Below are 16,793 nucleotides of genomic sequence, written 5' to 3'. Positions count from 1 at the left end.
AGGCCATGCCGTGACGGGGCCTGCGGTGGATGTCTGCCGCGCGCGAACTGTCACATTTACGCAATCTTTACCTTCTAGCCTGCGCGCATCTTCCAACCTGCCTGCAAGGCTCCTCTCCATGAAACTGCATCACCAACTCCTGACGGTGGCCGTGGCTGCTGCGCTGTATGTGCCGGCTGCACACGCCGAAGTCGCCATCGACGTGATCGGCGGTTCGGAAATCACCTTCGAAGGCCTGGTCCAGGCCGACGGCAACTGGTTCGACAACGACCTGACCGACCTCAACGGTGGCGACGCCGGCAACGGCAAGAACAGCGAATTCGAACTGCGTCGCGCCGAGCTGGTGCTGAAGGGCAAGGGCCCGGGCAACGTGGAATGGGTGGTCGGCTATGATGCCAAGGCCGATAAGTTCCTCGACACCAACGTGAAGTACAAGCTGCTGGGCAACGCCAACCACTTCCTGCAGCTGGGCCAGTTCAAGCAGCCCAACAGCCTGGAAGAACTGTCCAGCACCAAGAACAACGATTTCATTTCCAAGGCAGCAGTCACCAATACCTATGCCATCGCCCGCCGCCTGGGTGGCGCGTACAGCTACGGCCAGGACAACTGGTCGGTGACCGCCAGCGCCTTCGGACGCGAGCTGACCCGCAACCTGGCCCACGGCAGCGGCTACGGCGCGCGTGGCACCTGGGCCCCGATCAATGAAAAGGGCCAGGTCCTGCACTTCGGTCTGAGCTACGTCAACTACGACGCCGACGCCGACACCCTGCGCGTGCGTGCGCGTCCGAATGCCGACCTCGCCACTGCCCGCCTGATCGACAGCGGCAACCTGACCGACACCGACCGGGTCAGCACCATCGGTGCCGAAGCGATGTACTTCCAGGGCCCGTTCAAGGCCCAGGCCGAGTACTACACCAGCAAGGCCAAGCGCTACGACCACGACAACTACACCAGCGACGGCTACTACATCAGCGGCGTGTGGAACGTCACCGGCGAGACCTGGAGCTACAAGGGCGGCACTCCGGGCACCGGCCTGCCGAACAACCCGGCCGGCGGCCAGTGGCAGCTGGGCGTGCGCTACGACCACATGGACCTCAATGACGGCAACCTCGCCGCCAACCCGGTCGCTGGTCGCCCGCCGATCGTCGATGGCGTGCTGGGCGGCAAGATGGACATCTGGACCGTGGGCGCCAACTGGTACCTGCGTTCCAACTTCAAGCTGATGCTCAACTACGTGATGGTCGACAGCAAGAAGTACAGCTCCACGGCGCGCGGTTTCGTCAACGACGATCCCAACATCCTGGAAGCCCGCGCGCAGTTCTTCTGGTAAGTCCAGCCGCCTGCGTTGAACCGCGAAGGCACGGCCCCGTCCGTGCCTTCGTCGTTGCAGCGGTGCCCGTGCCGCCCTGCCGGCGCAGCGGACGTGACACCCCTCATGACGCGTGTCACGTCCGCGTCATATGACAGACGCGGACATGTCACGCAACCGTTATGGAATGTGCACCGAAACGTCGGGCAACCGCCCTTCGACCACCACCCCAGGAGTCTCCCCGTGATCCACGCCTTCAAATCGCGCGCCGCTGTCGCCATCCTGGCTGCATCGTCCGTGTTCGCCGCCAACGCCGCCGACATCACCGGCGCGGGCGCATCGTTCATCTACCCGGTCATGTCCAAGTGGTCGGCCGACTACAGCGCTGCGACCCGCAACAAGGTCAACTACCAGTCGATCGGCTCCGGTGGTGGCATCGCCCAGATCAAGGCCAAGACGGTTGATTTCGGCTCCTCCGATGCTCCGCTGAAGCCGGAAGAACTGGCCGCCTCGGGCCTGGCGCAGTTCCCGTCGGTGATCGGTGGCGTGGTGCCGGTGGTGAACGTGGCCGGCATCGCCCCGGGCGCGCTGAAGCTGGACGGCGCCGTGCTGGCCAACATCTTCCTGGGCAAGATCAAGACCTGGAATGACCCGGCCATCGCCGCGCTGAATCCGGGCGTGACCCTGCCGAGCGCCAAGATCACCGTCGTGCATCGTTCGGACGGTTCGGGCACCACCTTCAACTTCGTCAACTACCTGTCCAAGGTCAGCCCGGAGTGGAAGAGCTCGGTCGGTGAAGGCACCTCGGTGCAGTGGCCGGCCGGCATCGGTGGCAAGGGCAACGAAGGCGTTGCAGCGTACGTGAAGCAGATCAAGGGCGGCATCGGCTATGTCGAACTGTCCTACGCGCTACAGAACAAGCTGTCGTACACCGCGATGAAGAATGCCGCCGGCAAGTTCGTGCAGCCGAGCGATGCGTCGTTCGCCGCTGCCGCCGCCAGCGCCGACTGGGCCAACGCCAAGGATTTCTACCTGGTCATGACCAATGCGCCGGGCGCTGAATCCTGGCCGATCACCGCCACCAACTTCATCCTGGTGCAGAAGACGCCGAAGAATGCTGCCAATGGCAAGGCCACCCAGGAGTTCTTCCGCTGGGTCTACAAGAACGGCGATGCCCAGGCCCGCCAACTGGACTACGTGCCGCTGCCGGACAGCCTGGTCCGCCAGATCGAAACCTACTGGACCCAGAACCTGAAGTAAGCGCGTTCCCCCGCAGGAACGGGATCGGCGGGTCCTCTCTCCCCCGCCGATCCCAACCCGGGCGCGAGATCCTCGAGATCTCGCGCTCTTCTTGTTTTTGGGGTGCACCAGGCTCTGTAGCAGAGCCCATGCTCGGTTGGGTGCTGGAGCGTGCAGACCAACGGTCCGCAGCTACCGAGGACAGGGAGCAGTCGAGTATGGCTCGACTCTACCCAGCGCCCAGGCCGTCATATCGATGCGCAGATCCGGGGTCTCAGGGCTCCTGCCAAGGGCCGGCCAACCCCGTGAAACCCTTGTCAGAACGTGATCCAGGACACCTCTGTCATGGTCGTAATACGGCTGTAACAAAAACATCATTTCATAGCCGCATCCGCCGACGTCGTCGGCTCTACCCCGCTATGGAGTGACCATGAAACTGCACTCGGCCGGCCTTGCCGCCCTTTCCCTGGCCATCGCCCTGGGCCTGTCGGCCTGCGGTGGCGACAAGCAGGCCGCGCAGCAGCCGGCTGCCGACGGTGCCGCGGCCCCGGCCGCTGCCGGTGCCAAGGTGACCGCCGAAGTGTCCGGTGCCGGCGCTTCCTTCATCTTCCCGCTGGTCTCCAAGTGGTCGGCTGACTACAACGCCAGCACCGGTGCCAAGATCAACTACCAGTCGATCGGCTCGGGCGGCGGTATCGCCCAGATCAAGGCCGGCACCGTCGACTTCGGTTCCTCCGACAAGCCGCTGAGCAGCGAAGAGCTGGCCCAGGCCGGCCTTGCGCAGTTCCCGTCCGCCATCGGCGGCGTGGTGCCGGTGGTCAACATCGAAGGCCTGGAAGCCGGCAAGCTGCGCCTGAGCGGCGCCCTGCTTGCCGACATCTTCCTGGGCAAGGTCAAGACCTGGAACGACCCGGCCATCGTCGCCGCCAACCCGGGCGTGAAGCTGCCGGACGGCAAGATCACCCTGGTCCATCGTTCGGACGGTTCGGGTACCACCTTCAACTTCTCCAACTACCTGTCCAAGGTCAGCCCGGAGTGGAAGAGCAAGGTTGGCGAGGGCACCTCGGTGCAGTGGCCGGACGGCGTCGGTGGCAAGGGCAACGAAGGCGTTGCTTCCTACGTGAAGCAGATCAAGGGCTCGATCGGCTACGTCGAACTGGCCTACGCGCTGCAGAACGGCATGCCGTACACCGCCATGCAGAACGCGGCCGGAAACTGGGTCGAGCCGAGCGCGGAAACCTTTGCCGCAGCGGCCGCGAGCGCCGACTGGGCCAGCGCCAAGGACTTCAACCTGGTCATCACCAACGCACCGGGCGAGCAGGCGTGGCCGATCACCGCCACCAACTTCATGCTGATGCAGAAGAAGCCGAAGGACGCCAAGCGCAACCAGGACACCCTGGCCTTCTTCAAGTGGGCCTTCGAGAACGGCCAGGCCCAGGCCAACGAGCTGCACTACGTGCCGCTGCCGGCCGAACTGGTCAAGCAGATCGAGGCCTACTGGGCGACCGACCTGAAGTGATGGACCCGACGGTGCCCGCCCCGCGCGGGCACCGCTTCTTCCACGCCATGCCGCCCCGCCCCTTCCTGGCCCTGCCGTCCCCATGAATGCCATCGCCCAGCCTGTAGCCGCCCCGTCCACGCGCGATGCGCGTGATGCCCGCAACGACAAACTGTTCCGATGGGTGCTGGTCGGCACCGTCATCTTCGTCCTGATCGCCCTGGCCTGCGCCGCGCTGTCGATGCTGTGGGGCGGCCGCCATGCCCTGCAAATGCAGGGCCTGAGCTTCTTCTTCTCCGCCGACTGGAATCCGGTCGAAAACAAGTTCGGCGCCCTCGCCCCGATCTACGGCACCCTGGTCACCGCCGTCATCGCGATGGTCATCGCCGTGCCGGTCAGCTTCGGCATCGCCTTCTTCCTCACCGAAGTCGCGCCGCGCTGGCTGCGTGGCCCGGTCGGTACCGCCATCGAACTGCTGGCCGGCATCCCCTCGATCATCTACGGCATGTGGGGCCTGTTCGTGCTGGTGCCAGTGATGACCGAGTACGTCACCCCGTTCCTCAACGAAACCCTGGGCGAATGGCCGATCATCGGCCCGATGTTCCAGGGCCCGCCGCTGGGCATCGGCATGCTTACCGCCGGTTTCGTGCTGGCCATCATGGTCATTCCGTTCATCTCCTCGGTGATGCGCGAAGTGTTCCTGACCGTGCCGACCCGCCTGAAGGAATCGGCCTACGCGCTGGGTTCCACCAAGTGGGAAGTGAGCTGGGACATCGTCCTGCCCTACACCCGCTCGGCGGTGATCGGCGGCATCTTCCTCGGCCTCGGCCGCGCTCTGGGCGAGACGATGGCGGTGGCATTCGTTATCGGCAACAGCGTGCGCCTGTCGCCGTCGCTGCTGGAACCGGGCACCACCATCGCCGCGCTGATCGCCAACGATTTCGGCGAAGCCACTGAAACCTACCGCTCGGCCCTGCTGCTGCTCGGCTTCGTCCTCTTCATCGTCACCTTCGTGGTGCTGGCCATTGCCCGACTGATGCTGATGCGCCTGTCCCGCAAGGAGGGCAACTGATGTCCACCACCGCTGATTCGCTGTACCTGCGCCGTCGCATCGGCAACGTCGTTGCGATCACTGCCTCCTGCGCCACCGCCCTGTTCGGCCTGTTCTTCCTGGGCTGGATCCTGTTCACTCTGGCCTCCAAGGGCATGGCTGGCATCAACTGGGATCTGTTCACCAAGATGACGCCGCCGCCGATGCAGGAAGGCGGCCTCGCCAACGCCTTCTTCGGCAGCGCGGTGATGTGCGCGATGGCGATCGGCATCGGCACCCCGCTGGGCGTGTTGGCCGGCACCTGGCTGGCCGAGTACGGCAACGCCCGCAAAGCCGGCACCGTGGTCCGCTTCGTCAACGACATCCTGCTGTCGGCGCCATCGATCGTGCTCGGCCTGTTCGTCTACACCCTGTACGTGATGCAGACCGGCGGCAACTTCTCGGCGTTCGCCGGTGCCCTGTCACTGGCCTTCATCGTGCTGCCGGTGGTGGTGCGTACCACCGACGAGATGCTGCGCCTGGTGCCCTCGCAGATGCGTGAGGCGGCCCTGTCGCTGGGTATCCCGCAGTGGAAGGTGATCGTGCAGGTGCTGTACCGCAGTGCATCGGCCGGCATCATCACCGGCATCCTGCTGGCGCTGGCCCGCATTTCCGGCGAGACCGCGCCGCTGCTGTTCACTGCCTTCGGCAACCAGTACTGGAACAACAACATCTTCCAGCCGATGGCCTCGGTGCCGGTGGTGATGAACCAGTTCGCCGGCAGCCCGTATGAATCCTGGCAGGTGCTGGCCTGGGCCGGTGCCCTGGTGCTGACTGTCTTCGTGTTGCTGGTCAGCCTTGCCGCCCGCGGCATCCTGCTGCGCAACCGTATCTCCCATGACTGACCTTTCCGTGGATAACGCCATGAACGACCTTTCCAACGCCGTGCCGATGCAGCGCATCGCCGTGCCGTCCTCGCACGAGAGCCTGCACACGCCGTCGCCGGTGAAGCTGGCTGCGCGTGGACTGGACTTCTACTACGACAAGTTCCACGCCCTGAAGGGCATCAACCTGGAGATTCCGGAAAAGCGCGTAACCGCGCTGATCGGTCCCTCCGGTTGCGGCAAGTCGACCCTGCTGCGCATCTTCAACCGCATCTACGCGCTGTACCCGAAGCTGGAAGCGCGCGGTGAAGTGCTGCTGGACGGCGAGAACATCCTGTCGCCGAAGTACCCGATGAACCGCCTGCGCAGCAAGGTCGGCATGGTGTTCCAGAAGCCGGTGCCGTTCCCGATGACCATCTTCGAGAACGTGGCCTACGGCATCCGCCACCACGAGAAGCTGAGCAAGGCCGACATGGCCGACCGTGTCGAGCAGGCGCTGCGCCAGGGCGCGCTGTGGGACGAAGTGAAGGACAAGCTGGGGCAGAGCGCGCTGGGCCTGTCCGGTGGCCAGCAGCAGCGTCTGTGCATCGCCCGTGCCGTGGCCCTGCGCCCGTCGGTGCTGCTGCTGGACGAGCCGACCTCGGCGCTGGATCCGATCTCGACCAGCCGCATCGAGCAGCTGGTGGAAGAGCTCAAGCACGAGTACACGATCGTGATCGTCACCCACAACATGCAGCAGGCCGCGCGCGTATCCGACTACACCGCCTTCATGTACCTGGGCGACCTGATCGAGCACGACCGCACCGAAGTGATCTTCTCGCAGCCGTCGCAGCGGCAGACCGAGGACTACATCACCGGTCGCTTCGGCTGATCGACGCTGTTCCTTCGCCACATGTTCCAGCCAGGCATGGCCTGGCTCTACCCGGATTGCAGACCATGAATCTTCCCAACGACCACATCGTCAAGAGCTACGACGAAGAGCAGCAGCGCCTGGTGGCCGAAATCGTGCGCATGGGCGAGATGGCCGTCGCCCAGCTCGAAGCGGCGATGGACGTGATCGAGAAGCGCGACGAGAACGCCGCCCATCGCATCATCGCCAACGACGAAGCGATCGATGCGCTTGAGCAGCAGATCAGCCACGACGTGATGCGCCTAGCGCTGCGTGGCCCGATGGCGCGCGACCTGCGCGAGATCCTCGCCGGCCTGCGCATTCCGGCCGACATCGAGCGCATTGGCGATTACGCCGCCAACGTCGCAAAGCGTTCCATCGCCCTGGGCAAGGTGCCGCCGCTGCCGCAGATCCAGGGCCTGCGCGCACTGGGCCGCCTGGCCGCGCAGCAGGTGCGCCGCGCCATTGCCGCCTACCGCGACAACGACGCCGACGCCGCACTGGAACTGCGCGAGGACGACGCCCGCCTGGACGCGCAGTACACCGCGCTGTTCCGCGAGCTGCTGACCTACATGATGGAAGACCCGCGCAACATCACCCCGTGCACGCACCTGCTGTTCATGGCCAAGAACCTGGAGCGCGTGGGCGACCACGCCACCAACATCGCCGAGAACGTATGGTTCCTGGTGCACGGGGAGCAGCCGCTGCCGCCGCGCGAGAAGCGCGACGAGACCTCCAGCACCGGCCAGCCCTGACGCTGCACTGCAACACCGGAGTCGACTCCAAGGTGGCCGCTGTCCTGGTGACAGCGGCCTTCTTGTTTCTGGGCGTTCCGGCGATTCATCCACGCATGGCGTGGATCCACCGGGAACCGTGTTCCCCTTCTGTAACAAACCTCACGAAAATTTGAGGTCTTGGCGAGGATTCGTTGAGTAGGATCGCTGCACCATCGTTTCCACCGGCATCCCTGCCGGCCACCCGGGCACCCGCCCACACCACCCAGGAGCACGACCGATGAGCAGTTCCAACAAGACCCTGTCCCTGCTGACTGCTACCGCCCTGGCCGCCGGCCTTGGCATCACCGCCAATGCCTCGGCGCTGAGCATGAGCGACCTGGCCCAGGGCTATCTGGTGGCTGGCCAGGCTGCCAAGGCCAGCACCGATGCCAAGGGCGCCGACGCCAAGACCTCCGCAGAGGCCGCCAAGCATGCCGAAGGCAAGTGTGGCGCAGATGGCAAGTCCGCCGAAGGCAAGTGCGGCGCCGACAAGGGCAAGGCTGCCGGTGCGGCAGCAGGCGCCAAGGCTCAGGCCGGCGACAAGAAGGCCGCCGAAGGCAAGTGTGGCGAAGGCAAGTGCGGTGGCAAGCACTGAGGTCCGCGCCAGCATCGCCAACCTGCGGTCGCCGCTTCGTGCGGCGGCCGTCGGGTTGGGGCTGCGCCGGGCGCTGTTGCAGGAGCTGCGCGATGCACCGGCTGGCGATTTCGATTTCCTCGAATGCGCGCCGGAGAACTGGATCCATGTCGGCGGCCCCGCCGGTGACGCACTGGCCGAGCTGGCACAGCGCCATCCGCTGAGCTGCCACGGCCTGTCCCTGTCGCTGGGCGGCACTGCGCCACTGGATACGCAGCTGTTGGAGCAGGTTGGCCAGTTCCTGGAAAAACACCGCGTGCCGCTGTACAGCGAACACCTGAGCTACTGCAGCGACGACGGCCACCTGTACGACCTGCTGCCGATCCCCTTCACCGATGAAGCGGTGCGCCATACCGCCGCACGCATCGCCCGCGTGCAGAACGTGCTGGGTCGCCGCATCGCGGTGGAAAACGTGTCCTACTACCTGGCACCGGAACCGGCGATGGACGAACTGGCCTTCACCAACGCCGTGCTTGCCGAAGCCGACTGCGACCTGCTGCTGGACGTCAACAACGTCTACGTCAACGCCTGCAACCATGGTTACGACGCCGACGCGTTCATCGCTGGCCTGCCCGCAGACCGCATCGTCTGCCTGCACGTGGCCGGGCATCTGGACGAGGCACCGGACCTGAAGATCGATACCCATGGCAGCGCGGTGATCGACCCGGTCTGGGAGCTGCTGGCACGCACCTATGCGCGCATCGGCGCTCGCCCCACCCTGCTCGAACGCGATTTCAATTTCCCGCCCTATGCCGAACTGCGCGGCGAACTGCAGACCATCCGCCGTCTGCAGGCCGTGCACGCGGAGGCGGCATATGGCTGATACCCCCGCCACGCTGCGTGCGCAGCAGCACGCATTCACCGCCTATCTGCGAGATCCCCAGGGCGTGCCGCCACCGGGCGGGCTGGAGCCACTGCGCGTCGCGGTCTACCAGCGGCTGCTGTTCAACAACCTGCTCGGCCTGTTGAGCAACGGCTTTCCGGTCTGCGTGCGCCTGCTCGGCGTATCAGCCTGGAGCGGACTGGTGCGCCACTACTTCGCAACCCATCGCTGCCAGACGCCGCTGTTCACCGAACTGGCCGCCGAATTCGTGCAGTGGCTGCAGGCACAGCCGCAGCTGCCACACCCTGCGCTGGCCGAACTGGCCCACTACGAGTGGGTGGAAACCGCGCTGTACCAACTGGACGCCGAACCGCTGCCGGTCGTAGCGGACATCGACCCGCTGCGGGTGCCGCTGCAGCGCTCACCGCTGGCGTGGCCGCTGCTGTACCAATGGCCGGTGCACCGCCTCGGCGCCGAGGACGCACCTACCCAGTTGCCGGCCGAGCCGACCGGCCTGCTGGTGCGTCGCGAGGCCGATGGCGAGGTGCGCTTCGCCGTACTCAGCCCGCTGGCGGTGTACCTGCTGTCCAGCATCGGGGAGCAGCCCGGCCTCGATGGACATGCCTATCTGAAGCAACTGGCCGACGCGCATGGCCTGGCCGAACAAGCGCTGGCCGAACCCGGTGCCGCGCTGCTGCAGCAGTTCCTGCGGGCCGGCGTGATCGGCCCTTTGACCGCACCTGCCTGACACCTCCCTTCCCCGACCCGGAGATGCACCGATGAAGCTTCCGCCCCTGGCCACCGCGCGTGGCCAGCTGGACCGTCTCGCCCCCTGGTTGGCCCCGCTCGGCCTGCGGCTGCTGCTGGCCTGGGAATACTTCGAATCCGGCCGCGAGAAACTGCAAGGCCAGAACTGGTTCGCCGATCTGCAGGACGCCTTCCCGTTTCCGTTCAACCAGCTGCCCGCTGCCCTGAACTGGCAACTGGCCACCTGGTTTGAACTGCTCGGCGCAGCCTGCCTGCTGTTCGGTTTTGGTACCCGTTTTGCCGCTGCCAGCCTGCTGGTGCTGACCGTGGTGGCCACCTACGCCGTGCACTGGCCGATGCAATGGAACTCGCTGGGCGACCTCGCGATGGGGTATGCGATCAGCGACCAGGGCTACGGCAACTTCAAGCTGCCGGTGCTGTTCATGGCGATGCTGCTGCCGCTGGTCTTCACCGGCGCAGGCAGGCTGAGCGTGGATGCGTTGCTGTGGCGGTGGCATCCGTCGGGTACGACGGCACGTCCCGCAGTCCGGTAGATCCGACCTTGGTCGGCGCATCGCGTGCCAACCAAGGCTGGCACCTACCGGGTTCTGCCACGGTGGCGGGCATGGGCTGCGTGGCCGGGCGCTCAGGGTCGCTCTGCTAGAATTCACGCATGACCGACCCCATTCCCGCACCTGCCGCCGCTCCCGATTCCGCAGTATCCCAGGCGCAGCGCGCGATGTCACAACGCTTCCGCGGTTTCCTGCCGGTGGTGGTGGATGTGGAAACCGGCGGCTTCGACAGCCAGCGCAACGCGCTGCTGGAAATAGCCGCAGTGCCGATCGAGATGGACGAGAACGGCCTGCTGTACCCGGGCCAGACCGCCAGCGCCCATGTAGTGCCGGCCGAAGGCCTGGAGATCGACCCGAAGTCGCTGGAAGTGACCGGCATCATCCTCGACCATCCGTTCCGGCTGGCCAAGGAAGAAAAGGCCGCACTGGACCACATCTTCACCCCGGTGCGCGCAGCAATGAAGAAATACGGCTGCCAGCGCGCGATCCTGGTCGGCCACAACGCCCATTTCGACCTTGGCTTCGTCAACGCCGCCGTGGCCCGCACCGGTCACAAGCGCAACCCGTTCCATCCGTTCAGCGTGTTCGACACGGTCACCCTGGCCGGCATCGCCTACGGGCAGACCGTGCTGGCGCGCGCCGCCACGGCCGCCGGGCTGGGCTGGGACGCCAACGAGGCGCACAGCGCGGTGTATGACACCGAGCAGACCGCGCGGTTGTTCTGCACCATCGCCAACGCCTGGCCGCGCTAAGGCAGCGCTTTCTGTAGAGCCGAGCCATGCTCGGCTGCGCCTTTTTCCGCGCTGTCGCGCTGTAGTCGAGCATGGCTCGACTCTACCGATCGATAGAGGCATATCCACGCCATGCGTGGATGCGATCAACCAATGCTCGTGCGATCGCGGCCGTCGCTCTTGGCGCGGTACAGCGCGCGGTCTGCGCGCTGGTACAGCAGCGCCGGGGTGCGGTCGTCGGCGTCCAGCTCCACCAGCCCCGCGCTGAAGGTCACGCGCAGGCCGTCCACACCGGCCCAGTCGGGGTGGTCATGGAACAGGCCGCGCAGGCGTGCGCACAGCTGTGCGGCTTCCTCCAGGCGGGTGTCGTTGAGCAGCAGCGCGAACTCTTCGCCACCAGTCCGCGCGGGCAGGTCCGAGTCGCGGCTGGCGGCGGCGATCAGCCGCGCCACCTGCACCAGCACGGCATCGCCGATGCTGTGGCTGTGGCGGTCGTTGACGTCCTTGAAGTGGTCGATATCCAGCACCACCAGGCACAGCGGATGACCACTGCGCTGCGAACGCGCAAAGTCGCGGGCCAGCGTTTCATCGAAGGCACGGCGGTTGGCCAGGCCGGTCAGCGCATCTTCGCGGGCCTGCCGTTCGAAGGCCTCGGCCTGGCGTGCCAGGCGCTCGGCCAGTTCGGTCTTTTCCTGGTTCAGCGCCTGCAGGTGCACGGTCTTCGCCTGCAGGTCGAAGGTGGCCTCGTCCACCCGCCGCGCCAGGCGCAGGTTGCTGGCCTTCAGCTGCTGCAGCAGCAGGCGGTACAGCGCCACCAGCCCGGCCAGCAGCAACAGTCCACCCAACCCCTGCACGCTGCGTCGCTGCCACCAGAACGGCTCCACGGTGAAGCTCCATACCGCTTCCTGCTGGCCCCAGCTGCCACTCGGATGGGCAGCGGCCACGTGCAGGGTGTAATCGCCCGGCGGCAGGCCGACGAACTCCACGCTGCGCTGCGGGCCGCGTTCGACCCACCCCGCATCCAGGCCATCCAGCCGCGTGCGGTAGCGGATCCGGTCAGACATCAGGTAGCTCAGGCCGACATAGCTCACCGTCAAGCGACGGCCGCCGGGAATGTAGTTGCGGTCCGGGCCCTCCCAATGCACCGGTGCGCCATCCACCTGCACGCTTTCAATCGCTGCCGGCGGTGAAAGGCGCTCACGGAAACGCTGCAGGCGCTGCGGGTCGACGGTGCTCAGGCCACCGGCGGTGACCACCCAGAACGTGCCGTCCTGGCGCAGGATCGCCGATGGCCCGGAGCTGCCGTTGGCCTGCGCATTGGCCATGCCGTCGATCTCGTTGTAGCGCTCCACCATCACCCGGGGTGCGCGGCCATCGGCCACGGCGTTGAGGGTGGCCATGTCGGTGCGCAGTACACCGCGGTTGCTGCTGATCCACACATTGCCAAGGCGATCCGGCACCAGCTGGAACACCGCATCCACCGGCATGCCCTGCTCCAGCCCCACCCGCGCCAGCGTGCCGTTCCGCCAGCGGTACAGGCCGCGGTCGCTGCTGATCCACATCGCGTCGCCCAACTGATGGAAGCCGAACACGCTGCGGCCACCGCCCAGCGGCGCCAGGTCGATCGACTGCACGTGGTCGCCGCGCAGCACGCGGATTCCCTCGATGGTGCCGATCCACAGGTTGCCCTGATGATCGTGCTCAAGTGCGGTGATCAGGCCGCCGGGCATGGCCGGGACGTTCGATACCTGCACACGGTCACCGTCGATGCGGACCACGCCCTTCTGCGTGCCGGCCCAGACCACACCCTGCGGGTCCACGCTGATCGCGCGGATGTTGCCACCCGGCATGCCATCGGCGGCGGCATAGTTGTGCCGCAGCCGGCCGTCACGACCAAGACGGTAGACGCCATCGCCGAACGTTCCGACCCACAGGTCACCGTCCGGGCCCTGCGCCAGGCTGAGCACCGAAGGTGCCTTGCCGCCGCGGTTGTGCAGCGGCATCGCACGGAAGCGGCCATCGGCGGTCTGCAGATCGAGGCCGCTGGCACTGCCGACCCACAGCTGGCGGTCGCGGTCCTCGAACACGGTGCGCACATAATCACCACTGAGGCCATCGCGCTCGGTGTAGCTGCTGAACAGCGTTTCGCGCAGGCGGTACAGGCCGCCGTTGGCACCGACCCAGATGCTGCCCTCGGCATCCTCGCGCAGGCTGACCACGCGTCCACCCGGCAGGTTCAGGCCCGCCGGCAGCCGCTCCAGTCCATGCGAGGAGATCCGTAGCAGGCCCTGGTTCTCGGTGCCCAGCCACAGGTCTCCATGGCGGTCCTGCAGCATCGAGGTCAGGTGCAGCTGGCCCGGCAGGCGGTGCATCAGCACCAGCTGATCATCTTCCACGCGGTACAGGCGCTCGCCGGCGACGATCCACAGCGCGCCGTCCGGAGCGCGGTACGGCCACGACAGGCCACTGCCGGCGCCCAGCCCCCACGCCGCGGGCGCCCGCTTGAGCACGCCGTCGTTGTCGCGCAGCACCAGCCCGTCCAACGTACCGGCCCAGACCCGGTCCTGCGCATCGACCACCAGCTTGGTGAAGCTCATCGCCATCGGCAGGTCGGCGGCCGGCGCTTGGTAGACGATGCCGGTGTCCGGCGTCAGATAGCCGATGCCCTTGCCTTCATAGAGCAGCCACAGGCGGCCCTGGCTGTCCATCTGCATGGACTGGATCAGTACCTGCGGGGTATCGGCCTGGTGCTCCCAGACCCGCCACTGGCCATCGTTACCGCGGTGGCTGACGTTGCCGCGCGAATCACTGATCCACAGCCCGCCCTGACGGTCGACGAACAGCGCACCGATGCCGTTGTCGCGCAGGCCCGGGCGGGTGCTGCGGTCGAACACGGTGAAATCGAGGCCGTTGTATCGCACCAGGCCTTCCCAGGTGGCGAACCACAGGTGGCCTTCGGGGGTCTGCGCGATGTCGCGCAGCGAGTTGTGTGGCAGGCCGTTGCGCGACGTCCATACATCGATGGCGTAATCGCGCAGCGGCGGTGCCCCCTCCTGCGCAGCCACCGGCAGTGACAGGGCCAGCAGCAGCCACAGCAGGCCCTGTCGCAGCCATCGACCGATACCTGATCCGCAGCGCTCCGCCCAGCGCCCGATGTCCCCCTGTCCGGCCATCAGTGCAGCGGCGGCGGCCAGGCAGGGCTGCCGGGCCTGGCAGCATGCGGGAGCTGCCAGGCAGCGCTGAACGGCATGCCGGCGGGAACGGGCTGGCTCATCGGGGGGAAACTGGGAAGATGCGCAGATGATAGGCCAAACCCGGCCCACGGCGTCACCATCGCCAGCCGCGAAGACTCAGCCCGCGCGCCCCGGCGGCGTTACCTGTGCACTGGCCGGCCACTGCACTACCGCCTCCAGCCCGCCTTCGGCGCGGTTGCGCAGCCACAGCCTCGCGCCATCCTTCTCGGCCAGAGCGCGGGCGATGGTCAAGCCCAGACCGGCGCCGCCGGTTTCGCGCGAACGCGAGGTCTCCACCCGCACGAACGGGTCGAACACGGCTTCCAGTTGATCTTCGGCCAGGCCGGGGCCGTCGTCGGCCACCACCACGGTGATCGCGCCGCCACTGCGCTCGACCCGTACCCTCACCCGGTAGGCGTACATCACCGCGTTGTCCACCAGGTTGGAAAACAGCCGGTGCATGGCCAGCGGACGCAACATCAACACCGCACCGCTGCCCCCTTCGAAGACGACATCACCGCCACCCTCGGCGGTGTCTTCAACGATGCTCTCCAGCAGCGAATCCAGGTCCAGTGCGGCACGCTGCTCGGCGCTCTCAGCGCTGCGCGCCAGCTCCAGGCCTTCGCGCACCAACGCCTGCATCGCGGCCAGATCGCCGATCAGGCGCTCGCGCAGTACCTCGTCGCTGACGTTCTCCAGGCGCAGGCGCAGGCGGGTCAGCGGGGTCTGCAGGTCATGGGTGATCGCCGCCAGCATCTGCGTGCGCTCAGCCAGGTGCCGCTGCAGGCGATGCTGCATGGCATTGAAGGCTTCGGCAGCACGCTGCACCTCGCGCGGCCCGCGCAGCGGCAGGGGATCGCGCTGCAGGTCGTCGCCCAGGTCTTCGGCGGCGGCCGCCAGCTCCTGCAACGGCGCGCTGGCGATGCGCGCGACGATGTAGGCCAGCACCGCGATCGCCAGCACCAGCAGCGTCAGGAACCACGGATCAACGGCGAGGATGCCGTTGTGCGCCACCGCCGGCGAATCCAGCGCCAGCTTCAGCAACGTGCCGTCGTTGAGGGTCACGTCGACCGCACGGCACTTGGGCGGGATGAATGCCGGATCACGCTCGCGCGGGTGCTTGCGATGCCCGGGCGGCGGCGGCGGCAACAGGTCCTGCAGCTTGGGAATGCAGGAGCGGAACGAAGCGAAGTGCACATGCGCGCGAGCGACCGGCCCCGGCCGGTCATCCAGGACTTCCATCAACGCCGTGTCGGCCCGGCCCAGGCGCGCGCCGGGTTGCAGCGCGCGGACGCTCGGCCCACCGATTTCGAGCAGGCGCTCACGCAGCTCGGGATTGCCGTCGAGCAGGTTGACGTAGCCCTGCAGGCGGTCGGCGATGCGGTTCAGGTTCTGCCGCTCGAACTCCTGCTGGCGCTTGGAGGTGGCCAGCATGGTCGCGCCGATCGCGGCCACGCTCATGCCCAGCAGCAGGATCACGAACAACCGCCCGACCATCGAGGACAGGAAATGGCGCAGGCGCTTCATCGCGGCTTATTCCAGGTTCACCGAGGAGGCCAGTACATAGCCTTCGTTGCGTACGGTCTTGATCAGCCCGTCCGGGCCACCATCGTCGCCCAGCTTGTTGCGCAGGCGGCTGACCTGCAGGTCGATCGCGCGATCCTGTGCCTCGTAGTTGCGGCCACTGCTGAGCGCGACCAGCTGCTCGCGCGACAGCACCTTGTTGGCATGGGCGATGAACACCCGCAGCAGGCGGAACTCGGCGCCGGACAGCACCACCACGCGATCGTCCGGGTCCACCAGGTGGCGATGCTCCAGATCGAACACCCACCGCGAGAAGCGCGCACGGCGCACCGCCAGCGGCTCCAGGTTGGCTGGCAGCGCCTCGGTCCGGCGCAGCACGTTGCGGATGCGCGCCAGCAGCTCGCGCGGTTCGAACGGCTTGGCAAGATAGTCGTCGGCGCCCATTTCCAGGCCCAGCACGCGATCGATCGGCTCGGCGCGTGCGGTCAGCATGATCACCGGCGTGTTCGAGCGTGCGCGCAGGTCGCGGCACAGGGTCAGGCCATCCTCACGCGGCAGGTTGAGGTCGAGCACGATCAGGTCCACGTGCTCGCGGTCCAGCAACTGGCGCATGGCGGTGCCGTCGGCAGCCGTGCTCACCTGGTAGCCGGCACGGCCGAGCTGTTCGGCCAGCAGGGTGCGGATGTCGTTGTCGTCGTCGACGATCAGCAGTCGGTGCATCGTGTTTTCAGTCTCCATGTCGCGATCATCCCGTGTCGGCAGCTGAACCGCATCCGGGGCAATGCGTACCAGTGTATCCACCCGTGGGCGGGATACCTGTGGTTACGCGTATTCACCGACAGTGTTACATAGAGACATACCCCGAGGATTGAGCCGCCCATCGCCCGGTCTTCACAATGCCCAC

General features: G+C 66.7%; 15 protein-coding genes. 12 read left to right on the top strand and 3 right to left on the bottom strand.

Annotation, left to right across the window (positions count from 1 at the left end; translation table 11 throughout):
• The first annotated feature begins 118 nt into the window (after positions 1-118).
• The 12 genes from AC5QAH_RS09270 (at position 119) to rnt (ending at position 11,153) form a co-directional block, all read left to right on the top strand.
• Complete coding sequence (locus tag AC5QAH_RS09270; protein WP_010486208.1) at positions 119-1,330, top strand: OprO/OprP family phosphate-selective porin; 1,212 nt, start codon at positions 119-121, stop codon at positions 1,328-1,330.
• A gap of 222 nt (positions 1,331-1,552) precedes the next feature.
• Complete coding sequence (gene pstS, locus AC5QAH_RS09265) at positions 1,553-2,569, top strand: phosphate ABC transporter substrate-binding protein PstS (RefSeq protein ID WP_010486211.1); 1,017 nt, start codon at positions 1,553-1,555, stop codon at positions 2,567-2,569.
• 409 nt (positions 2,570-2,978) lie between these two features.
• A complete protein-coding gene (pstS, locus tag AC5QAH_RS09260) occupies positions 2,979-4,067 on the top strand; it encodes a phosphate ABC transporter substrate-binding protein PstS (protein WP_049411494.1) in 1,089 nt (362 codons plus the stop codon).
• Positions 4,068-4,149: 82 nt separating this feature from the next.
• On the top strand, positions 4,150-5,118 hold the full coding sequence (pstC, locus tag AC5QAH_RS09255) for a phosphate ABC transporter permease subunit PstC (RefSeq protein ID WP_005412771.1): 969 nt from the start codon (positions 4,150-4,152) through the stop codon (positions 5,116-5,118).
• Complete coding sequence (pstA, locus tag AC5QAH_RS09250; RefSeq protein WP_010486218.1) at positions 5,118-5,981, top strand: phosphate ABC transporter permease PstA; 864 nt, start codon at positions 5,118-5,120, stop codon at positions 5,979-5,981. Before pstC ends, pstA begins: the two co-directional genes overlap by 1 nt.
• Before the next feature lie 19 nt (positions 5,982-6,000).
• Entirely contained in the window at positions 6,001-6,831 is an 831-nt protein-coding gene (gene pstB, locus AC5QAH_RS09245) for a phosphate ABC transporter ATP-binding protein PstB (RefSeq protein ID WP_005408788.1), read from the top strand.
• Positions 6,832-6,896: 65 nt separating this feature from the next.
• Positions 6,897-7,604, top strand: a complete 708-nt coding sequence (gene phoU / locus AC5QAH_RS09240) for a phosphate signaling complex protein PhoU (RefSeq protein ID WP_014036547.1) — start codon at positions 6,897-6,899, stop codon at positions 7,602-7,604.
• 259 nt (positions 7,605-7,863) lie between these two features.
• A complete protein-coding gene (locus AC5QAH_RS09235; RefSeq protein ID WP_019659080.1) occupies positions 7,864-8,220 on the top strand; it encodes an HvfA family oxazolone/thioamide-modified RiPP metallophore in 357 nt (118 codons plus the stop codon).
• Positions 8,207-9,082, top strand: coding sequence for an HvfB family MNIO-type RiPP peptide maturase (locus tag AC5QAH_RS09230; RefSeq protein ID WP_019659081.1), 876 nt, complete (start codon positions 8,207-8,209; stop codon positions 9,080-9,082). Before AC5QAH_RS09235 ends, AC5QAH_RS09230 begins: the two co-directional genes overlap by 14 nt.
• A complete protein-coding gene (locus AC5QAH_RS09225; protein WP_495232271.1) occupies positions 9,075-9,830 on the top strand; it encodes an HvfC family RiPP maturation protein in 756 nt (251 codons plus the stop codon). The genes AC5QAH_RS09230 and AC5QAH_RS09225 overlap by 8 nt, the downstream gene beginning before the upstream one ends.
• 31 nt (positions 9,831-9,861) lie before the next feature.
• Positions 9,862-10,383, top strand: coding sequence for an HvfX family Cu-binding RiPP maturation protein (locus AC5QAH_RS09220; RefSeq protein ID WP_019659083.1), 522 nt, complete (start codon positions 9,862-9,864; stop codon positions 10,381-10,383).
• A gap of 185 nt (positions 10,384-10,568) precedes the next feature.
• Positions 10,569-11,153 carry a ribonuclease T gene (gene rnt / locus AC5QAH_RS09215; protein WP_005408782.1) on the top strand — a complete coding sequence of 195 codons (585 nt, stop codon included), beginning with the start codon at positions 10,569-10,571 and terminating at the stop codon, positions 11,151-11,153.
• A gap of 125 nt (positions 11,154-11,278) precedes the next feature.
• Here rnt and AC5QAH_RS09210 read toward each other — a convergent pair whose 3' ends face one another.
• The 3 genes from AC5QAH_RS09210 to AC5QAH_RS09200 all read right to left on the bottom strand — a co-directional run bounded on the left by AC5QAH_RS09210 (position 11,279) and on the right by AC5QAH_RS09200 (position 16,627).
• Positions 11,279-14,305: a ligand-binding sensor domain-containing diguanylate cyclase gene (locus AC5QAH_RS09210; RefSeq protein WP_049411504.1), complete on the bottom strand. Its 3,027-nt coding sequence runs from the start codon at positions 14,303-14,305 to the stop codon at positions 11,279-11,281.
• 177 nt (positions 14,306-14,482) lie between these two features.
• Positions 14,483-15,892 carry an ATP-binding protein gene (locus AC5QAH_RS09205; protein ID WP_010486233.1) on the bottom strand — a complete coding sequence of 470 codons (1,410 nt, stop codon included), beginning with the start codon at positions 15,890-15,892 and terminating at the stop codon, positions 14,483-14,485.
• 6 nt (positions 15,893-15,898) lie between these two features.
• The gene (locus tag AC5QAH_RS09200; protein ID WP_005408779.1) at positions 15,899-16,627 is read right to left on the bottom strand and encodes a response regulator; all 729 of its coding nucleotides are present in this window, start codon (positions 16,625-16,627) and stop codon (positions 15,899-15,901) included.
• Positions 16,628-16,793 lie beyond the last annotated feature (166 nt).

The sequence above is a fragment of the Stenotrophomonas sp. YJH_SMC_43 genome (assembly GCF_059372535.1).
The sequence above is the reverse complement of the archived record's forward strand: the minus strand, read 5'-3'. Positions and strand labels throughout refer to the sequence as shown.

Coding starts and splice junctions, on each gene's coding strand:
- AC5QAH_RS09205 (WP_010486233.1), bottom strand. CDS start 15,892: ATGAAGCGCCTGCGCCATTTCCTGTCCTCGATGGTCGGGCGGTTGTTC.
- AC5QAH_RS09235 (WP_019659080.1), top strand. CDS start 7,864: ATGAGCAGTTCCAACAAGACCCTGTCCCTGCTGACTGCTACCGCCCTG.
- rnt (WP_005408782.1), top strand. CDS start 10,569: ATGTCACAACGCTTCCGCGGTTTCCTGCCGGTGGTGGTGGATGTGGAA.
- AC5QAH_RS09220 (WP_019659083.1), top strand. CDS start 9,862: ATGAAGCTTCCGCCCCTGGCCACCGCGCGTGGCCAGCTGGACCGTCTC.
- phoU (WP_014036547.1), top strand. CDS start 6,897: ATGAATCTTCCCAACGACCACATCGTCAAGAGCTACGACGAAGAGCAG.
- pstS (WP_049411494.1), top strand. CDS start 2,979: ATGAAACTGCACTCGGCCGGCCTTGCCGCCCTTTCCCTGGCCATCGCC.
- pstB (WP_005408788.1), top strand. CDS start 6,001: ATGAACGACCTTTCCAACGCCGTGCCGATGCAGCGCATCGCCGTGCCG.
- pstA (WP_010486218.1), top strand. CDS start 5,118: ATGTCCACCACCGCTGATTCGCTGTACCTGCGCCGTCGCATCGGCAAC.
- pstC (WP_005412771.1), top strand. CDS start 4,150: ATGAATGCCATCGCCCAGCCTGTAGCCGCCCCGTCCACGCGCGATGCG.
- AC5QAH_RS09225 (WP_495232271.1), top strand. CDS start 9,075: ATGGCTGATACCCCCGCCACGCTGCGTGCGCAGCAGCACGCATTCACC.
- AC5QAH_RS09270 (WP_010486208.1), top strand. CDS start 119: ATGAAACTGCATCACCAACTCCTGACGGTGGCCGTGGCTGCTGCGCTG.
- AC5QAH_RS09200 (WP_005408779.1), bottom strand. CDS start 16,627: ATGGAGACTGAAAACACGATGCACCGACTGCTGATCGTCGACGACGAC.
- AC5QAH_RS09210 (WP_049411504.1), bottom strand. CDS start 14,305: ATGGCCGGACAGGGGGACATCGGGCGCTGGGCGGAGCGCTGCGGATCA.